This is a genomic window from Burkholderia sp. CCA53 (assembly GCF_001685525.1).
In the GTDB taxonomy this organism is placed as follows: domain Bacteria; phylum Pseudomonadota; class Gammaproteobacteria; order Burkholderiales; family Burkholderiaceae; genus Burkholderia; species Burkholderia multivorans.
This window is the reverse complement of sequence record NZ_BDDJ01000001.1, coordinates 239,511-258,748: the sequence shown is the minus strand read 5'-3', so window position 1 is coordinate 258,748 and position 19,238 is coordinate 239,511. Positions and strand designations below refer to the sequence as shown.

Sequence of the window (19,238 nt, the reverse complement as noted above, 5' to 3'; positions counted from 1 at the left end):
CGGAGTCGATCCCGATGAAACCGAATACGAACCTGCGCGCACCGCGCCGTCTTGTCGAGCATGCGCGGCGTCGCGCGCTGCGCGTGCTCGCGGCCGCGCTGCTTGCGCTGCAGGCGGGCGTGATGAGCGTCGCGCATGCGGCCGACGCGCCGCCGGCCGTCGCGCGCGTCGCGCTGCTCGTGCAGTTGCGCGGCCCGAACCTGAAGACCGACGAGCGCATCGCGCGTCATCTGGAAACGCGCGGCTACGCGGTACGCATGCTCGACGAGTCGGCCACGCCCGATGCCGCGCGCGATGCCGACCTCGTCGTGATCTCGTCGACCGTGTCGTCGAAGCACGTGCAGCCGGGCTGGCGCACGTTCGACAAGCCGCTCGTCACCTGGGAGAACGACGTGCTCGACGATCTCGCGATGACGGGCAAGCGGCACGATACGGACTTCGGCGAGACCGGCAACGAGCGCTATCTATGGATCGTCAACGCGCCGCATCCGATCGCGGCGGGGCTGCCGGCGGGCGTGACGAACGTCTACGGCCGGCAGGCGCCGATGAGCTGGGGCAAGCCGGGGCTCGGCGCGATCACGATCGCGACCGTCTACGGGCAGCCCGACAAGGCCGCGATTTTCGCGTACGAGAAGGGCGCGACGATGGACTACGAAGCGCTCGCGCCTGCGCGCCGCGTCATGCTGTTCCTCGACAACGACACGTTTGCGAACCTGTCGCCGGCCGGCGTCGCGCTGTTCGATGCGGCGCTCGACTGGGCGGCCGGGCGGCGCTGACGCGCGTGTACGGCGGCGGGCCGCCGCCGCTCGCGACGCGAGGCCGCGGTCGCGCCTGCCTCGCGCCGCCCGCATTCGGATGCGAGAATGCGCACCTTTGCCGCCTCGTTTTCGAAGGAACCCGTATGGACAGTCACATCGCCCCGGTTGCGCCGAATCACGCCTACCGGCTGCTCAACCACGGCCCGACCGTGCTCGTCTCCGCGCGGCACGACGGCGTCGACAACGTGATGGCCGCCGCATGGGCGTGCGCGCTCGATTTCCAGCCGCCGAAGCTGACGGTCGTGCTCGACAAGGCGACGAAGACGCGCGCGCTCGTCGAGGCGAGCGGACGCTTCGCGATCCAGATTCCGACCGCCGCGCAGCTGCAGCTCACGCACGCGGTCGGCAGCCGCAGTCTCGCCGAGCATCCCGACAAGCTGCGCGAGGCGGGCGTCACGCTGTTCGACGTCGACGGCCACGATCTGCCGTTCGTCGCCGGCTGCTCGGGCTGGCTCGCATGCCGGCTGATTCCGGAGCCGCACAACCAGCAGGCGTACGACCTGTTCGTCGGCGAGGTGGTCGGCGCATGGTCGGACACGCGTGTGTTCCGCGACGGCCGCTGGTATTTCGAAATGGCCGACCCCGCGCTGCGCAGCCTGCACTACATCGCGGGCGGGAAGTTCTATGCGATCGGCGAAGCGCTGAACGCCGATACGGGCGAGGCCGACGCAGCGTAATCGCCCGCGGCACGCGCGAGGTCGGCTCGCACGCCGGCCGCGCGCATCGCCCGCCACGCGCGGCTCAGGTGCGCCGCCAGTGCGCGAGCATCGTGTCGACGAACGCCTGCGCGACGCGCGGTAGCGTGCGCCCGCGCTTGCACACGAGCGCGACGGGCCGCACGAACGCCGGATCGTCGATCGGCTTCGCGACGAGATCCGGCTCCGCGCGCACCTCGCGCGCGGTCGCGGGCAGGATCGTCACGCCGAGCCCGCCGCGCACCATCGCGACGGCCGTCATCATGTAGGTCGGCTCGCACGCGAGCTGGGGCATGCAGCCGGCCGCGTCGAGCGCCGCATCGACGACGCTGCGCACGCTCGTGCCGCGAGCGGTCAGCACGAGCGGCACGCGCGCGAGATCGGCGATCGTCACGCGCCGCTTGCGCGCGAGCGGATGATCGCGCGGACAGATCGCGACGAGGCGATCGGCACCCGTGTAGAGCACGTCGAGCGACGCATCGAACGCGTCGCCGCCGGTGAACCCGAGATCGGCTTCCTCGTTGCGCACGAGCGCGGTCACGAGGCTTGCGACGCCGTCGCGAATCTCGAACGCCGCGCGCGGCACGTCGCGCCGAAACGTCTGGATCAATTCGGGCAGCACGCTCGACGCGAACGTCGGCAGGCATGCGAGCCGCACGGTGCCGCTCGCGCCTTCGCCGAGCGCGCGCGCATCGCGCAGCACGCGCTCCATGTCGTCGAGCGAGCGCTGCAGCAGCGGCAGCAGCTCGCGGCCCGTCTGCGTCAGCGCGACGCTGCGGCTGTTGCGGTCGAACAGCCGCGCGCCGACGATTTCCTCGAGCCGCCGGATCTGCACGGTCAGCGCAGGCTGCGACAGATGCAGCCGCGCGGCCGCGCGCGTAAAGTTGCCGGCCTGCGCGACGGTGACGAACGCGCGAATGTCGCGAAGATTCAGATCCATAACGGGTCGTGATTGCTGCGATCAAATCATTTCAATTGTGCTATCGCTGCGCGGACCTTACGCTCGTCTCCAACAAAAGACAAGACAGGAGACAACCGATGCTGCCGTTACTCGGGCTCGGCACGATCGTCGTGCTGCTCGCCGCGATTCTGTCCCGCCGCATGTCGCCGCTCGTGGCGCTGATCGTCGTGCCGATCGTCGCGTCGCTGCTCGGCGGATTCGGGCTGCAGACCAGCAAGTTCGTACTCGACGGGCTGAAGGGCCTTGCGCCCGTGGTCGGCATGTTCGTGTTCGCGATCCTCTATTTCGGGACGATCACCGATGCGGGCACGCTCGATCCGATCATCGACCGCATCCTGCGTGCGGTCGGCACGCGGCCGACGCGGATCGCGACGGGCACGACGCTGCTCGCGCTGCTGATCCATCTCGACGGCTCGGGCGCCGTGTGCTTTCTCGTGACGATCCCGGCCGTGCTGCCGCTGTACGACCGGCTCGGCATCGACCGCCGCGTGCTGGCGGCGGCCGTGTCGATGGCGGCCGGCATCAATTTCCTGCCGTGGACGGGGCCGATGATCCGCGCATCGGCGTCGCTGCATCTGCCCGTGTCGACGCTGTTCAATCCGCTGATTCCGGTACAGGCGGTGGGCCTCGTGTTCGTGTTCGGCGTCGCCTACTGGCTCGGACGGCGCGAGGAGAAGCGGCTCGGCCTGTCGCGGCACGATCCGGCGATCGCGCTGCCGACGCGCGAGCTGACGGCCGACGAACGTGCGCTGCGCCGGCCGCACCTGTTCTGGTTCAACATCGTGCTGACGCTCGTCGTGCTTGGCACGATGGTCGCGATGGGCGAGAAGGTGCCGCCCGCGATCGTGTTCATGGTCGGGCTCTGCATCGCGCTGACCGTCAACTATCCCGATGTCGCGATGCAGCGCAAGCGGGTCGACGCGCATGCGCGCGCGGCGCTGATGATGGCCGCGATCCTGCTCGCGGCGGGCGTGTTCACCGGGATCATGCAGGGCAGCGGGATGCTGAAGGCGATGGCGCAGGCCGCGGTCGGCTTCGTGCCGGCCTCGATGGCCGCGCACATTCCGGTCGTGCTCGGCATCGTGTCGATGCCGCTCAGCATGCTGTTCGATCCCGACTCGTTCTATTTCGGCGTGCTGCCGGTGATCGCCGAGGTCGCCGGCCAGCTCGGCGTGCCGGCCGTGAAGGTCGGGCAGGCCGCGCTGCTCGGCCAGATGACGACCGGTTTTCCGGTCAGTCCGCTCACGCCCGCGACGTTTCTCGTCGTCGGCCTGTGCGGCATCGAACTGGCCGAGCATCAGAAGTTCACGTTTCCGCTGCTGTTCGGCGCATCGATCGTGATGACGATCGCATGCGTCGTGCTCGGCGTGTTTTGATTCGATCCTCCGGATCGCCAACCTGCCGCACGACGGTGCAGAGATGACAGCAATCCCACACGAACGGCGCGTGCGCATCGGCGCGGGTGCCGGCTATTCCGGCGACCGCATCGAGCCCGCGGTCGAACTGGCCGAGCACGGGCAGCTCGACTATCTCGTCTTCGAATGCCTGGCCGAGCGCACGATCGCGATCGCGCAGCAGGCGAAGCGCCGCGATCCGGCGCACGGCTACGACCCGCTGCTCGACGCGCGGATGCGCGCGGTGCTGCCGGCCGCCGTGCCGAGAGGCGTGCGGATCGTGTCGAACATGGGTGCCGCGAACCCGCACGCGGCCGCGCGCCGCACCGCGCAGATCGCACGCGCGCTCGGCTTCGCGCAGCTGAAGGTCGCGGCGGTCGAAGGCGACGACGTGCTCGACGTCGTGCTGCGCGGCGCGTTCCGCTTCGAGGAATCGGGCGACGAGGTCGCCGCGTATCGCGAGCGGATCGTCGCCGCCAACGCGTATCTCGGCGCGGCGCCGATCGTCGCGGCGCTCCACGCGGGTGCCGACGTCGTGCTGACCGGGCGCGTCGCCGATCCGTCGCTGTTCGCGGCGCCGCTGATCCATGCGTTCGGCTGGCGCATGGACGACTGGGACACGCTCGGCCAGGCCACGGTCGTCGGCCATCTGCTCGAATGCGCGGGGCAGATCACGGGCGGCTACTTCGCCGATCCCGGCTACAAGGACGTGCCGAATCTCGCGCGGCTCGGGTTTCCGATCGGCGAGGTCGAGGCCGACGGCGCGGTCACGATCACGAAGGTCGCGCATGCGGGCGGTCGCGTGAGCGCGGCGACCTGCAAGGAGCAGCTGCTGTACGAGATCCACGATCCGGGGCGCTATCTGCAGCCGGACGTCGTCGCGGACTTCACGCAGGTGAGCGTCGTCGAGGCGGCGCGCGATCGTGTGCGCGTGACGGGCGGGCGCGGCGCCGCGCGGCCCGACACGCTGAAGGCGTCGGTCGCGTACGTCGACGGCTTCATCGGCGAAGGGCAGATCTCGTACGGCGGCCCGGGCGCGCTCGAGCGCGCGCGGCTGGCGCTCGAAATCGTCCGCGAACGGCTCGCGCTGACCGGCGTCGCGGCGAGCGAGCTGCGCTTCGATCTGATCGGCGTCGATTCGCTGTACGGCGACGTACGAACGGGTGCAAGCGGCGAGCCGGCCGAAGTGCGCGTGCGCGTCGCGGGCCGCGCCGACACGGCGGAAGAGGCGGCGCGGATCGGCAACGAGGTCGAAACGCTGTACACGAACGGGCCGGCCGGCGGCGGCGGCGCGTTCAAGTCGACGCGCGAGGTGGTCGCCGTGCAGTCGGTGCTGTTGCCGCGCGACGCGGTGACGCCGTCGTTTTCGTTCGTGGAGGCATCATGAAACTGCGGGAACTCGCGCATGCGCGCACGGGCGACAAGGGCAATACGTTGAACGTGTCGGTGATCTGCCACGATCCGCGGCACTACGCGCATCTGCGCACGCATCTGTCCGCGGACGTCGTGAAGGCGTGGCTTGCCGGCATCGTGCGCGGCGACGTCGTGCGCTACGAGCTGCCGGCGCTCGCGGCGTTCAACTTCGTGCTGCGCGATGCGCTGGGCGGGGGCGTCACGCGCTCGCTCGCGCTCGATGCGCATGGCAAGTCGGTCAGCTCGGCGCTGCTCGCGCTCGAGGTGCCCGATCCGGTGTGAGGCGCTGATGCGCGGCGCGCGGCCCGCCGTCGACAAAGCCTTCGGCGCTCTCCGCCGGCGACACGATGAGGCCCCGAATTACGGCCACGCACCTTGCCCCGTGTCGCCGATTTGATCCAGATCACTTTTTTCGCACTCAAACCGCGCGCAACGACGCGGGCTTGAGGTAGCATACGCGCCGCCCACGCGGCAGCGTGCAGCGGACGACGGTCCGCAACGGACCGCCGCCGGCATATCGACCCGCGGGCATCGCCCGAACGCGCCGGCAGCATCATGTTCGTCCCGATCGGCAACCGCGGCGCAATCGTTGCCATTCTTTCTTCGCATACGGTATTTCTGACCGAATCGAGCGTTTTCTCGCTTCGTTGTCCGGAATCCGGCAGCGTTTTGTCCTACTTTTGAGATAACGTGACGAACAGGTGCGCGACGCCGCGACGCGCGCGCCGTACGACGAGCCGGCGGCTAAAGAATCGCCGCGCCGTTTCGATAAATGAATCAAGGCCATTGATGAGGGGAAGCAGACGGGATGTGCACGCACAGGCATAGCCGCTTTGCGCGCGCCGGATCCGGCGCGATCGAGGATAGGACGTCCCGGACCGAACGGAGCGGCGCATGACGCCGGCCGTGTCGCGGTTCGTCCTGCTGGCCGCGGCGGCCGGCGCATTCCATGCGGCTGCGCTGGCCGCCGCGACGGCGCCCGGCGGGCAGGTCATTGCGTCGGCGGCGCCCGGCGCGGCGTCTTCGACCAGCACGGCAGCGCTGCCGTCATCGGTTGCCGGCGCGGCGGCCAGGGCGCCGTCGGCCGCGCTGCCCGCGACGACCGTGCGTTTGCCGTTCGCGTCGCTCGGCGCATTCGATCCGCTGCGGCTGCGCGGCGCCGACGACGTACGCACGATCAACGCCGGCGTGCGGCTCGACCGTGTCGTGACGGGCGCGCGGCTGCGCCTGACCTATGCGTATTCGCCGTCGCTCGTGTTCCCGATGTCGCACCTGAAGGTGTCGGTCAACGGCGAGGTGATCGCGACCGTCCCGTTCGATGCCGCGCAGGCCGGCCGCACGGTCACGCAGGACATTCCGATCGATCCGCGCTACTTCTCCGATTTCAACCAGATCGGCGTGCGGCTGATCGCGCATTACACGCTCGATCACTGCGAGGATCCGGCCAACTCCGCGCTGTGGGCCGACGTGAGTCCGACCAGCGAACTGATTCTCGACGAGGCGCCGGTGCGTCTGCCGAACGATCTCGCGCTGCTGCCCGCGCCGTTCTTCGACCGCCGCGACAACGCGCTCGTGCGGCTGCCGTTCGTGCTGCCCGCGTCGGCCGATTCGGCGACGCTGCGCAGCGCGGGCGTGCTCGCGTCGTGGTTCGGCGCGTTGGCCGACTATCGGCATGCGCGCTTTCCGGTGTCGGCGACGCTGCCTTCCGACGATCAGGCGGTCGTAATCGGCACGGCCGCGACGCTGCCGGCCGGCCTCGCGCTGCCGTCGGTGAACGGCCCGCTGCTCGCGGTCGCCGACAACCCGGCCGCGCCGGGCCGCAAGCTGCTCGTCGTCACGGGCCGCACGGCCGCCGAAGTCGACGACGCGGTCGCGACGCTCGTGCTCGGCCGCGCGGCGCTGTCGGGGCCGGCGGCGACGGTCGCGCACGTCGATCCGGGTGCGCCGCGCAAGCCGTACGACGCGCCGCGCTGGCTGCCGGTCAACCGGCCGATTGCGTTCCGCGAGCTCGTGTCGGACCCGCGCGCACTCGAGGTGCGCGGCACCGCGCCGGACGCGATCCGGCTGAACCTGCGCGTGCCCGCCGATCTGCATTCGTGGAACGGTAGCGGCGTACCGATTACGCTGCGCTATCGCTATACGGCGCCGACCGTGCAGGACAACTCGACGCTCGCGGTCGAGATCAACGACCAGCTCGTGAAGTCGTACCGGCTCGCGCCCGCGCGCGCCGAAGATGCGCGCGGCCGCCTGCAGCTGCCGCTGCTGTCGGTGCCGGACGGGCGCGTGACGAGCGACGTCGACATCCCGGCGTTCCGCGTCGGCAGCGGCAACCAGCTGCAGTTGCGCTTCACGCTCGATTCGCAGAAGACGGGCCTATGCTCGAGCACCGCCAGCGAGCCGCAGCGCGCGGCGATCGATCCCGATTCGACGATCGACTTCTCGCATTTCGTTCACTACGCGCAGTTGCCGAACCTCGCGTACTTCGCGAACAGCGGCTTTCCGTTCACGCGTTTCGCGGACCTGTCGCAGACGGCCGTCGTGCTGCCGGATCGCCCGACCGCGCAGGATCTCGAAGCGTATCTGACGATGCTCGGCCACATGGGCGAATGGACCGGCTTTCCGGCGCTGCGCGTGCAGGTGGCGCGCGCGGCCGACGTCGCCGCGCTCGGCGGCAGCAAGGATCTGCTCGTGATCGACGGCGCATCGTCGTCGCCGTTGCTCGCGCATTGGCGCGCCGCGTTGCCGGTCGCGATCGGCGGCCCGCGCGGCGCGGGCGCGACGCGCGTCGCGTTTTCCGTCGACGAGCGCTGGCGCAACGGCGTCGGCCGGCCGGACGGCGGCGCGCACATCGAGCAGAGCGGGCCGCTCGCGACGCTCGCCGGTTTCGAGCTGCCGGGCAGTCACGGCCGCAGCGTGGTTGCGCTGACCGCGACCGAGCCGGGCCGCCTCGGCGAGCTGCTCGACGTGTTCGAGAAGCCGGGCCTCGTCGCGCAGGTGCAGGGCGACGTCGCGCTGGTGCGGGCGGGCGCCGTCGACAGCCTGCGCGTCGGCGAGCCGTACGTCGTCGGCTTCGTGCCGTGGTACGCGCGTGTGTGGACGCATGCGGCGCGGCACCCGGTCGTGCTCGGCGCGGTCGGCGTGGTCGCCGGGCTGCTGCTCGCGCTCGGTGCGTTCAGCGTGCTGCAGCGGATCGCCGCGCGTCGACGGGGGATGTAACGGATGGTGCGGGCAATCGGAATGCGGCGCGCGGTATCGGCGCGCCGGCTCGGCGCGACGTTCGTGCTGGCCGTCGCGGCAGCGTGTGCGGCAGGCGGCACGGTCGCGCGCGCGGCGGCTGCGCCGCGTACGGCGAGCGGTGCGGCAGGCGGCGCAGGCGCGGCAAGCGCGACGGACGCCGCCGACGCGCGCTGCGGCGCGGACTGGCCGCGCTGGGACGCGTTCAAGCGCGCGTTCGTGTCGGCCGACGGGCGCGTGATCGACGTCGGTTCGGCCGATTCGCGCACGGTATCGGAGGGGCAGGCGTATGGACTGTTCTTCGCGCTCGTCGCGAACGACCGGCGCACGTTCGACACGATCCTCGCATGGACCGAGAACAACCTCGCGCAGGGCGATCTGAGCGCACGGCTGCCGGCATGGCTGTGGGGCCGCGCGCCGGACGGCACGTGGCGCGTGCTCGACGCGAACGCGGCGTCCGATGCCGATCTGTGGATCGCGTACGCGCTCGTCGAAGCGGGGCGGCTCTGGCACGAGCGCAGCTATACCGCGCGCGGCATGCTGCTCGCGAAACGCGTGCTCGACGACGAGACGGCGAACGTGCCGGGCCTCGGGCTCACGCTGCTGCCCGGGCCGACCGGCTTCGCGCTTGCGCGCGACCGATGGCGCGTGAATCCGAGCTATTCGCCGCCGCAGGTGATTCGCGCGCTCGCCGCACGGTTGCCCGACGATCGCCGCTGGGCTGCGCTTGCGGCCAGCACCGGCCGCGTGTTGCTCGATACCGCACCGAAGGGCTTTGCGCCGGACTGGGCGCTGTACCGCGCGGGCGCGGGCTTCGGTCCCGATCCGCAGACGCAGGCGGAAAGCGCGTACAACGCGATTCGCGTGTATCTGTGGGCCGGCATGCTCGATCGCGCCGATCCGCTCGCCGCGCCGCTGCTCGCGCGCTTCGCGCCGTTCGCCGACTACATCGCCACGCATGGCGCGCCGCCGGAGAAAGTCGACACGACGACCGGCGTCGCCGGTCCGAACGACGGCAACGGCGGCTTCTCCGCGGCCGCAGTGCCGTTTCTCGACGCGCGCGGCCAGCACGCGCTGGCCGATGCGCAGGCGGCGCGCGTCGATGCGCTCGCGCGCGAGTCGGCGCCCGGCTATTACACGAGCGTGCTGACACTGTTCGGCCTCGGCTGGCGCGAGGGCCGCTACCGGTTCGGCGCGGACGGCTCGCTCGACGTGCGCTGGGGAGAGCGTTCGTGCGTCGCCCGCTGATTCGCGTCGTCGCGGGCGCCACGGCGTTCGCGTCGTCGATCGCAGCGTCGGCGCCTGCCGCATCGGCGCCTGCCGCGTCGGCATCCGCTGCAGCGGCACCCGCGGCCGCGACGCGACCCGCGGTACCGAAAGCCGTGCCCGCGGCACCCGCATCCGCCGACGCGGTCGATGCGCGCCGGCTGCTCGCGACCGCGCGGATGTGGGGCGTCAAGCATCGCGACGACCTCGCGCGCGACGCGCTGAACAAGGGGCTGCTGATCGCGCCCGACGATCCCGGGCTGCTCGCGGAACAGATGCGCGTGCTGCTGCGGCTCGGCGACGCGCAACGCGCGCAGGCCGCGCTCGCCCGGCTGCGGGCGCGCGCACCGAATGCCCCCGATACCCGGCGTGCGGCCGACGAATTCCGCGTCGCGACGAGCGGCCGCGGCGAGATGGCGCAGATCCGGCTGCTCGCGCGTAGCGGCCGGACCGACGAAGCGGCCCGACGGATCGTCGCGCTGTTTCCGAACGGTGCGCCGTCCGGTGCGCTCGGCGCCGAGTACTACCAGATCGTCGCGAACGCGCCGGGCGGTCGTGCGCCGGCGATCGCCGCGCTGCGCCGCGCGCTCGCGGCCGATCCGCAGGACACGGATGCGGCGCTCGCGCTCGCGCGGCTGCTGAACCAGCGCGACGACACGCGCGCCGAAGCCAACCGCATCGCGTGGTCGCTCGCGACGCGCACCGACGCCGACCATACCGATGCGATGACGCTGTGGCGGCACGTGCTGCAGTCGGCCGGCGCCGATCCCGCCTATCTCGACGCACTGCATGCCTATCTCGCGCTCGTGCCGGACGATACCGAGTTCCGCGATCGCGCGGCCGCGCTCGACCGGCAGCGCGACGCGCGGCGGCGGCTCGAACGCGATCCCGACTACATCGCGCAGCAGCGCGGCTTGCAGGCGCTTGCGCGCGGCGATCTCGCGGCGGCCGAGCCGCTGCTGACGCGCGCGGTGCGTGCGCGCGCCGACGATGCGGACGCGGTCGGCGGCCTCGGGCTGCTGCGGCTGCGCCAAGGGCGGCACGACGAAGCGCGCGCGCTGTTCACGCGCGCCGCATCGCTCGCGACCGATCAGCGCGGCAAGTGGCAGAGCCTCGCGCGCACCGCGCAATTCTGGGGGCTGCTCGCGCAAGGCCGTGCGGCGGCGTCGGCCGGTCGTGCGGCGCAAGCCGAGCGTGCGGCGCGCGCGGCGCTCGCGATGGAGCCGGACAGCGCGGATGCGAAGCTACAACTTGCCGATGCGCTGCTGGCCCAGCGCGACTGGGCGCGCGCCGAGCCGCTGCTGCGCGAACTGCTGGCCGCGCCTTCGCCGCGCATCGCGGCCGTGCGCGACACCGCGACGCTCTACGAAAACACCGGCCGCGCGGAGCGCGTCGGGCCGCTGCTCGATGCGCTGCAAGGCCGCGTGACGGGCGGCGACGATCGGCGCACGCTCGACGGCCTGCGCGCGGACCTGCTGGCCAGCCAGGCCAGCGCGCTCGCGGCGCGCGGCGAACGCGGGCCGGCCGCGCAACGCTACGAAGCGGCCGTGCGCGCGGCGCCCGACGCGGCCTGGACGCGCTTCTCGCTCGCGCGCCTGTATCGCGACATGGGACTGCCGCAGCTTGGCCGCACGGTGATGGATGAAGGACTCGCGTATCGCGATACGCCCGAGATGCGCTACGCGAGCGCGCTGTACCGCCATTCGCTCGACGATGTCGACGGCGCGCAGGCCGTGCTCGCCGGCATCGACGAGGCGCAGCGCTCGGACGGCATGCGCACGCTCGCGCGCAAGCTCGACGCGGAGCGCGCGCTGGCCGATGCACGCGACGCGCTCGCGCGCGGCGACCGCACGGCGTTCGCCGCCTCGCTCGAGCGTGCGCAGCGGCAGGCACCGGACGATCCCGACGTGCTTGCCGCGATCGGCACGCAGTGGATCGATGCGGGCGAGACGGAGCGCGGCCTCGCGCCGCTGCACGACTGGATCGCCGCGCATCCGGCCGACGCCGATGCCGACGTGCGGCTGCGCTATGGCGATCTGCTCGGCAGCGCGCGGCGCGACGATGCGCTCGTCGCGTGGCTCGATGCGCTGCGCCGCGACCCGGCGCTGACGCCTGCCCAGAGCGCGCGGCTCGAGGATCAGGCGCTGCGCGTGGTGCTGCGGCAGACCGACGATGCGATCGCGCAGCACGACGATGCGCGCGCCCGCGCGCTGCTCGCGCGCGTGACTGCGGCGGGCCGTGCCGACAAGCGCTATGCGCTCGAACTCGCCGACGTCGAGCGCGCGCAGGGCCGCTACGATGCCGCGCGCGACGCGCTTGCGCCGGTCGTCGCGCGCCTGCCCGACGATCCCGACACGCAGCTCGCGCTCGCGCGGATCGACGAGGAGAGCGGCCGTCGCGCGGCCGCGCTGGCACGCGTCGAAGCGGTGCTGGCGCGCACGCCGGACGACGACGTCGACGCGCGGCTCGCCGTCGTGCGGCGGCTGAACGCGCTCGGCCGCTCGGACGCCGCGGTGCAGGTGACCGACCGGCTGCAGGCCGCGTATCCGGCGCGTGCGGACGTGACGGTCGCGGCCGGCCGCGTCGCCGAGGGACAACGCCGCTACGACGACGCGGCGTCGCTGTACCGGCTGTCGATGTCGCAGGAGCGCGCGAGCGGCGTACGCGCAGGCCGCGACGGGCTGACGCCCGCGCAGGCCGCGTTCGCCGATCTCGAGCAGCGGCGCGACCCGGAGATCGAGATCGGCTGGCTGCCGGCCTACAAGTCCGGCGACGAAGGCATTTCCGCGTATCGCGCGCAGCAGGTGCCGATCTATATGCAGGTGCCCGTGCGCTACGACGGCCACGCGTTCCTGCAGCTCGACACCGTGCATCTCGATGCGGGCACGCTCGACACAAGCAACCCGGACGCCTACACGCTGAAAACGTTCGGCACGTATGCGGCGCTCAACGCGCTGAACGGCCTGCCGCCGCCGTTTGCGCCGGCGGCGTCGGCTGGCGCGCTGATCGCGCATCCGCCCGGCGCGCTGCACCAGTCGACGACGGGCGTCGCGCTCGGCGCGGGCTACCGGTCCGACGCGTGGCGCGTCGATCTCGGCACGTCGCCGCTCGGCTTTCCGGTGCACTACCTGGTCGGCGGCGTGCGCTACCGGTTCGACGCGGGGCGCGCGAGCGTCAGCGTGAACGCGTCGCGGCGGCCGGAAACGAGCAGCGTGCTGTCGTATGCCGGCATGCGCGACCCGTGGACGGGCGCGGTGTGGGGCGGCGTGCGCCGCGACGGCGTGAACCTGCGCGCGTCGGTCGACGTCGGCCGCGCGAACCTGTTCGCCGAACTCGGCGCCGGCGTGCTGTCGGGCCGCAACGTCGAGCGCAATGCGGAGGTCACGCTGCGCACGGGCTTCATGGTGCCCGTCTACGAACGCGCGACGATGAAGGTCGCCACCGGGCTCGTCGGCAACGCGTGGCACTACGCGCAGAACCTGCGGTACTACACGTACGGGCAGGGCGGCTACTACAGTCCGCAGCGCTATCTGTCGCTCGGCGTGCCGATCGAATGGGCCGGGCGGCGCGACGCGCTGTCGTGGGACCTGACCGTCACGGCCGGCATCTCGAACAGCTACGAGAAGGATTCGCTGTTCTATCCGACCTTCGCGGACCGGCGCGCCGAGCAGCAGGCGGCCGGCCTCGTCTACACGGGCAGCTCGACGCGCGGCGTGTCGTTCTCGTACGGCGTGAACGGCATCGCGGAATACCGCGTGAACGCGCATCTGAGCGTGGGCGCGCAACTGCATGTCGACCGGTCGCACGACTACGCGCCGAGTTCGGCGCTCGTCTATCTGCGCTATGCGTTCGACGCGCGCGCCGAGCGCAGCTGGCTCGTCACGCCGACGCCCGTGCGGCTCTACTCGGACTATTAGGGGAACGCGTGAATACCGATTTCAACGCTACACGCCCCGCGCTCGGCACAGCGATCGTCGAGCGGCTGCGTACGCTCTGGCGCAGCGGAGCGGCCGGCGCTCGCGCCGGCGCGCCGGGCCGGCTCGCGATCGACGGCTTGCCCGATACGTGGACGCAGCTCGAAGCGGGCGGCCTCTATGCGCTCTACGCGGCCGCGCAGACGCCCGCCTGCGACGCGCTCGTATGGGAAAGCGCGCGCCATGCGCGCACGCGCGACGTGACCGTCGTGCTCGCGCGCGATGCGGCGCACGTCGCCGCGCAGATGGAGACGCGCGGCTTCGCGGGCGGCGCGCAGCCGGCCGGCTGGCCGCGCAATCTCAACGTGCTGGCGATGCCGCCGCAGCCGCGCGACGCCGTGCAGAACGCGCAGGCCGCAGACGCCGACGCCGACGCGCATCGCGACGCACCGCGCGCTGCCGCGCCGCGGCCGTTCGCGCGGCTCGCGGGTGCACTGCGCGCACTGAAGCGCTACGGTTTTCGCGCGCGCTCGCTGTATGTCGTCGAAGGCGCGCAGCGCTGGTTCAGCTGGGACGATCCGGCCGCACTCGCGGACGAAGCGCGCGCGCTCGCGGACTGGTGCCGCGCGCACCGCATCGCGCTCGTGCTGCTGCTCGATCCGGACGCCGCCGACGCCGCACGCACCGACGATCGTCCGTTCGTGCGCGACACCGATCGCACGTCGCGCAGCGGCCTGCACAGCGTATGCGCGGGCGTCGCGCAGTTGCAGCGCACGCACGGCGAACTGCTGTGGCTCGTCGAATTCTGGCGCGCGGGCGGCACGCTCGCGGCCGGCGAGGTGCGCCCGCTGCGCTTCGCGGCGAACGGCCGGCTGTCGGCGATCGTCGATGCGGGCGCGGCCGAACCGGCGCGCCGCACGCGGCTCGCGATCGACGAGGATCGCGTCGTCGTCAGCCGCGCGGTGATCGACGGCGTCGCGCACGTGCCGGCCGGCTGGGAGATCGTCGACGACAACGCGGCCGTCGTCGCCGCGTGCGCGCAGGCGCAGGCCGCGACGGCCGTGCTCGCGTTTCGCACCAACGCGCAGCTCGAGTCGCTGTGCGCACAGGTACATGCGCTGCGCCGACGCAGCGGCGGCGCGCTGAAGATCGCGGTCGTCGAGCGCGGCGAGGTGCTGCGTCAGCAGTTCGAAACGCTCGTGCTGAGCGTCGGGGCCAACCGTGTGGTCGGCCGCGACGTGCCGCTCTCGCGCGTGCAGGCCGCCGTGCACGCGCTGCGCGGGCAACTGTTCGCGCGTCCGGTGCCGGCCGACTATCGTGCGGCGCTCGCGGCCGCGCTCGGCGAGCCGGTGCTCGGCTATCTGCCGGTCGGCACGTTCTGCGCGCGGATTGCCGCGGTGCTCGAGCGCGGCGCGGTGCTCGCGCTGCCGCATACGCTCGCGAAGCTGACGCTGCTGCCCGCGGTGTCGCACGTCGACGCGCTGCGGCATTGCCGGCCGCGCCGCACCGGCGACGTCGTGACGGCGGACGCCGCGCACCTGTACGTGTTTCTGTTCGCGTGCGAACCGACCGATGCCGACGACGCGCTCGCGCGCATCTTCGACGTGCCGGTCGATACGCTGTCCGACCGCGTCCTCTGTCTCGGGCAAGGCAGCATCGAGACCGAACTGCATGCGCTGAAGGCCGAGCAGCGGCGCGCGCCGGTGGCCGACTACAGCGACCTGTTCGCGTCGCCGGAGCCGAACGGTGGAGGGGAGGCGGCCCGCGCGATCGATGCCGTCGCTGCAGACGATGCGGACGATGCCGGCGCCGCAGTCGAGGCGGCCGGCGCGCGGCACGACGACGCATCGCCCGCCCGCACGATGCCGCCCGCCTCGTCCGCCGATGCGGCCGCCGCGCAGACCGTCGCCGCCGACACCGCACATTCCGCATTTCCCGCCGTGCATGCGCGCGGCGCCACGCGCAGCGCGATGCCGCTGCGCAAGCCGGAGGGCGCATGATCGCCGAACTCGTGATCGGATTTCTCGTCGGCATCGCGATCGCGGTGCCCGTCTGGATCGTCGCGCAGCATCTGGGCGTCGGCCGCGGCTTTCAGGCACCGCGCGGGCTCGGTCGGCGCGATGCGGTGCCGTGCACGCTGGTACCGGTCGCGCTGCGCGGGCGGCTGCTGCCCGAAGCGGCGCGCGCCGACGAGGGCACGCGATGAAGACGATCGCCATCACGTCGACGGCAGGCGGCGCCGGCCGCACCACGCTCGCGGCCGCGCTCGCGGTGCTGCTCGCGCGTCGCGGGCGGCCCGTCGTCGCGGTCGAGTTCGATCCGCAGAACCTGATGGGCGCGCTGCTCGGCCTCGACACGCTCGCCGACGCGGGCCTCGCGCAAAGCCTGCTCGGCGGCGCCGAGCCCTGGCATGCGCACACCTGGCGCAATGTGGACGGCGTGCTGTTCGTGCCGTACGGGCCGGTCGACGCGGCGGGCGCCGCCGCCTGCGACGCGCGGCTCGCGGCCGATCCCATCTGGCTTGCGCGCGCGCTCGACGAGATCGCGCTGCCGGCCGACGGCGTCGTGCTGATCGACACCGCGCGCCAGCCGTCGCAGCAGGCCGAGCAGGCACTGCGCTGCGCGGACCTGACGCTCGTCGTCGTGCCGCCGGAGCCCGCCGCATGCGCGACGCTCGCCGCGCGGCTCGACGCGCTGCGCGCGGGCGGCCGCGCGTGGCAGATCGTCGTGAACCGCCTGAACCCCGCACGCGACATGCAGCGCGACGCGCTCGCGATGCTGCGCGCGGCGGCGGGCCCGACCGCGCTGCTCGAACAGCGCATCCATGCGGACGCCGCGGTGCCCGAAGCGTTCGCGCGCGGCAGCTGGATCTTCGACGACGCGCCGTATTCGCAGGCGTCGCACGACCTGCACGGCGTCGCGAACTGGGTCGACGCGTGGCTGACCGAGGCCGTCGCCGGCCGTGCGGGAGCGTCGCGATGAAGGCGGCCCTGGTCGCACGACTGCGCGCCGCGCGCCGCGGCACGACGGCGTGGATCGCACGCGGCCTCGGGCTGCCCGCGCAACGCACGCTGCTCGACTGGCTCGTGCGGCTGTTCTTCCATGCGCCGCCGCCCGGCCGCCCGGACGTCGTGCGCCGCGGCGTGCGTGCCGTGTTCCTGCGGCTCGCGCGCGAGTGGGGCGTGCTGCAGCCGCTCAGTCCGCGCGAATGGCTGTGGCGCGCCTGCGTGCGCGCGCCGCGCGCCGCCGATGCCGAGCGCCCGGCGCGCGACCCGCTCGCGTGGTTCGACACCTACGTGGTGCCCGTCTACGTCGCCGCGCGCGCGCTGATGCGGCGCATCGACGCGGCGCTTGCGCGGCTGCCGTGGACGCGCTGGGGCGGCTGGCTCGATGCGCGCGCGAACGGCGTCGGCCGGCGTCGCTGGCTTGCGCCGCTGCTGCTGCTCGCCGGCGCGCTGCTGTGGGCGGCCGCCGGGATGTCGCCGCTGATGCCGGGCGCGCAGTTCGCGTTCTTCGCGATCGTCGCGCTGCTCGCGCTCGCGCTGCGCCGCGTCCCGGGCCATCTGCCGACGCTTGCGCTCGCGTCGCTCGCGCTGCTCGCGGCGGTGCGCTACGTCTGGTGGCGCACGACGCAGACGCTCGATTTCCGCGGGCCGGCCGAGGCGATCGCCGGCTATCTGCTGTACGGCGCCGAAGCGTATACGTGGATGATCCTGCTGCTCGGCTTCGTGCAGACGGCCTGGCCGCTCGACCGGCCGATCGTGCCGCTGCCGGCCGATCCCGACACGTGGCCGAGCGTCGACATCTACATCCCGACCTACAACGAGCCGCTGTCGGTCGTGAAGCCGACCGTATTCGCCGCGCAGAGCATCGACTGGCCGACGGACAAGCTGCGCGTCTATCTGCTCGACGACGGCCGCCGCCCCGAGTTCGCGGCGTTCGCGCGCGACGCCGGCATCGGCTATCTGACGCGCGACGACAATCGCCACGCGAAGGCCGGCAACATCAACCGCGCGCTGCCGAAGACGCACGGCGAGTACATCGCGATCTTCGACTGCGATCACGTGCCGACGCGCTCGTTCCTGCAGACGACGATGGGCGAGTTCCTGCGCGATCCGAAGTGCGCGCTCGTACAGACGCCGCATCATTTCTTCTCGCCCGATCCGTTCGAGCGCAACCTCGGCACGTTCCGCGAAGTACCGAACGAGGGCAACCTGTTCTACGGGCTCGTGCAGTCGGGCAACGATCTCTGGAACGCGGCGTTCTTCTGCGGCTCGTGCGCGGTGCTCAAGCGCAGCGCGCTCGAGGAAGTGGGCGGCGTCGCGGTCGAAACCGTGACCGAGGATGCGCATACCGCGCTGAAGCTGCATCGCCGCGGCTACACGTCCGCGTATCTGCCGACCGTGCAGGCGGCCGGCCTCGCTACCGAGAGCCTGGCCGGCCACGTGAAGCAGCGCACGCGCTGGGCGCGCGGGATGGCGCAGATCTTCCGGATCGACAATCCGTTCCTCGGGCGCGGGCTCGGTTTCGTGCAACGGATCTGCTACGGCAACGCGATGCTGCATTTCTTCTACGGCATTCCGCGGCTCGTGTTCCTGACGATTCCGTTCGCCTACCTGTTCTTTCATCTGTACTTCATCAATGCGTCCGCGCTCGCGCTCGCGAGCTACGTGATCCCGTATCTGGTGCTCGCGAACGTCGCGAACTCGCGGATGCAGGGACGCTTTCGCCATTCGTTCTGGGCGGAAGTCTACGAATCGGTGCTTGCGTGGTATATCGCGCTGCCGACGACCGTCGCGTTCCTGAGCCCCAAGCACGGCAAGTTCAACGTGACCGACAAGGGCGGGCGAATCGACGAAGGCTACGTCGACTGGTCGACGTCGAAGCCCTATCTCGTGCTGCTCGCGCTCAACGCGCTCGCGATCGTGGCCGGGCTGTGGCGGCTCGTCGCCGAGCAGGGCGACGAGGCGACGACGATCCTGATCACGCTCGGCTGGACCGTGTACAACCTCGCGATGCTCGGCGCCGCGCTCGCCGTCGCGCGCGAGACGAAGCAGGTGCGCGTCACGCATCGGATCGCGATGCGCGTGCCGGCCACGCTGCTGCTCGCGGACGGCACGACGGCCGCATGCTTCACGAGCGACTACTCGACGGGCGGCCTCGGGCTCGACGCGGTGCCGGGCCTGTCGCTCGCGGTCGGCGACCGGCTGCAGGTGTGCGTGTCGCGCGGCGACCGGTCGTTTCCGTTTCCGGTGCGCGTGAGCCGCGTGACGCCGACGCATGTCGGCGTCAGCTTCGATGCGCTGACGCTCGAACAGGAGCGGCTGCTGATCCAGTGCACGTTCGGCCGCGCCGACGCGTGGCTCGACTGGCACGAAGGCGCGCCGGCCGATACGCCGCTGCGCGGACTGAAGGAAGTGCTGCGCGTCGGCCTCGACGGCTACGTGCGGCTGTGGAAGGGGACCGCGCAGCGGCTGCAGGCGCTGCTCGCGCCGAAGCTCGAGCGCGCGCGCGACTGATGCCGCGCATCACGGAGTGGTATC

13 protein-coding genes are annotated in these 19,238 nt (G+C 72.1%); 12 read left to right on the top strand and 1 reads right to left on the bottom strand.

Going from position 1 to position 19,238, the window contains the following annotated elements; translation table 11 throughout:
* Positions 1-14 precede the first annotated feature (14 nt).
* The gene (locus BCR55_RS01205) at positions 15-776 is read left to right on the top strand and encodes a hypothetical protein (protein WP_065494889.1); all 762 of its coding nucleotides are present in this window, start codon (positions 15-17) and stop codon (positions 774-776) included.
* Positions 777-901: 125 nt separating this feature from the next.
* Positions 902-1,495 (top strand): flavin reductase family protein, encoded by a 594-nt coding sequence (locus BCR55_RS01200; RefSeq protein ID WP_006412028.1) that lies wholly within the window; start codon positions 902-904, stop codon positions 1,493-1,495.
* 64 nt (positions 1,496-1,559) lie between these two features.
* Here BCR55_RS01200 and BCR55_RS01195 read toward each other — a convergent pair whose 3' ends face one another.
* Entirely contained in the window at positions 1,560-2,453 is an 894-nt protein-coding gene (locus BCR55_RS01195) for a LysR family transcriptional regulator (protein WP_006412029.1), read from the bottom strand.
* Positions 2,454-2,551: 98 nt separating this feature from the next.
* On the opposite strand from BCR55_RS01195, the gene BCR55_RS01190 reads away from it, so the two are divergent.
* The 10 genes from BCR55_RS01190 to bcsA all read left to right on the top strand — a co-directional run bounded on the left by BCR55_RS01190 (position 2,552) and on the right by bcsA (position 19,214).
* A complete protein-coding gene (locus BCR55_RS01190; RefSeq protein ID WP_065494054.1) occupies positions 2,552-3,850 on the top strand; it encodes a CitMHS family transporter in 1,299 nt (432 codons plus the stop codon).
* 43 nt (positions 3,851-3,893) lie between these two features.
* Entirely contained in the window at positions 3,894-5,255 is a 1,362-nt protein-coding gene (locus BCR55_RS01185) for an acyclic terpene utilization AtuA family protein (protein WP_065494053.1), read from the top strand.
* Positions 5,252-5,563 carry a hypothetical protein gene (locus BCR55_RS01180; RefSeq protein ID WP_006405020.1) on the top strand — a complete coding sequence of 104 codons (312 nt, stop codon included), beginning with the start codon at positions 5,252-5,254 and terminating at the stop codon, positions 5,561-5,563. Before BCR55_RS01185 ends, BCR55_RS01180 begins: the two co-directional genes overlap by 4 nt.
* Before the next feature lie 612 nt (positions 5,564-6,175).
* Positions 6,176-8,497 carry a cellulose biosynthesis cyclic di-GMP-binding regulatory protein BcsB gene (gene bcsB / locus BCR55_RS01175; protein WP_065494052.1) on the top strand — a complete coding sequence of 774 codons (2,322 nt, stop codon included), beginning with the start codon at positions 6,176-6,178 and terminating at the stop codon, positions 8,495-8,497.
* A 3-nt stretch (positions 8,498-8,500) separates the two neighbouring features.
* On the top strand, positions 8,501-9,763 hold the full coding sequence (gene bcsZ / locus BCR55_RS01170) for a cellulose synthase complex periplasmic endoglucanase BcsZ (RefSeq protein ID WP_065494051.1): 1,263 nt from the start codon (positions 8,501-8,503) through the stop codon (positions 9,761-9,763).
* Positions 9,748-13,698 (top strand): cellulose synthase subunit BcsC-related outer membrane protein, encoded by a 3,951-nt coding sequence (locus tag BCR55_RS01165; RefSeq protein WP_065494050.1) that lies wholly within the window; start codon positions 9,748-9,750, stop codon positions 13,696-13,698. The genes bcsZ and BCR55_RS01165 overlap by 16 nt, the downstream gene beginning before the upstream one ends.
* Positions 13,699-13,706: 8 nt before the next feature.
* Complete coding sequence (bcsE, locus tag BCR55_RS01160) at positions 13,707-15,695, top strand: cellulose biosynthesis protein BcsE (RefSeq protein WP_065494049.1); 1,989 nt, start codon at positions 13,707-13,709, stop codon at positions 15,693-15,695.
* Positions 15,692-15,901, top strand: coding sequence for a hypothetical protein (locus BCR55_RS01155; protein WP_006402171.1), 210 nt, complete (start codon positions 15,692-15,694; stop codon positions 15,899-15,901). The genes bcsE and BCR55_RS01155 overlap by 4 nt, the downstream gene beginning before the upstream one ends.
* The gene (bcsQ, locus tag BCR55_RS01150) at positions 15,898-16,677 is read left to right on the top strand and encodes a cellulose biosynthesis protein BcsQ (protein ID WP_065494048.1); all 780 of its coding nucleotides are present in this window, start codon (positions 15,898-15,900) and stop codon (positions 16,675-16,677) included. Before BCR55_RS01155 ends, bcsQ begins: the two co-directional genes overlap by 4 nt.
* Positions 16,674-19,214, top strand: a complete 2,541-nt coding sequence (bcsA, locus tag BCR55_RS01145; protein ID WP_065494047.1) for a UDP-forming cellulose synthase catalytic subunit — start codon at positions 16,674-16,676, stop codon at positions 19,212-19,214. The genes bcsQ and bcsA overlap by 4 nt, the downstream gene beginning before the upstream one ends.
* Positions 19,215-19,238 lie beyond the last annotated feature (24 nt).

Coding starts and splice junctions, on each gene's coding strand:
- BCR55_RS01205 (WP_065494889.1), top strand. CDS start 15: ATGAAACCGAATACGAACCTGCGCGCACCGCGCCGTCTTGTCGAGCAT.
- BCR55_RS01200 (WP_006412028.1), top strand. CDS start 902: ATGGACAGTCACATCGCCCCGGTTGCGCCGAATCACGCCTACCGGCTG.
- BCR55_RS01195 (WP_006412029.1), bottom strand. CDS start 2,453: ATGGATCTGAATCTTCGCGACATTCGCGCGTTCGTCACCGTCGCGCAG.
- BCR55_RS01190 (WP_065494054.1), top strand. CDS start 2,552: ATGCTGCCGTTACTCGGGCTCGGCACGATCGTCGTGCTGCTCGCCGCG.
- BCR55_RS01185 (WP_065494053.1), top strand. CDS start 3,894: ATGACAGCAATCCCACACGAACGGCGCGTGCGCATCGGCGCGGGTGCC.
- BCR55_RS01180 (WP_006405020.1), top strand. CDS start 5,252: ATGAAACTGCGGGAACTCGCGCATGCGCGCACGGGCGACAAGGGCAAT.
- bcsB (WP_065494052.1), top strand. CDS start 6,176: ATGACGCCGGCCGTGTCGCGGTTCGTCCTGCTGGCCGCGGCGGCCGGC.
- bcsZ (WP_065494051.1), top strand. CDS start 8,501: ATGGTGCGGGCAATCGGAATGCGGCGCGCGGTATCGGCGCGCCGGCTC.
- BCR55_RS01155 (WP_006402171.1), top strand. CDS start 15,692: ATGATCGCCGAACTCGTGATCGGATTTCTCGTCGGCATCGCGATCGCG.
- bcsQ (WP_065494048.1), top strand. CDS start 15,898: ATGAAGACGATCGCCATCACGTCGACGGCAGGCGGCGCCGGCCGCACC.
- bcsA (WP_065494047.1), top strand. CDS start 16,674: ATGAAGGCGGCCCTGGTCGCACGACTGCGCGCCGCGCGCCGCGGCACG.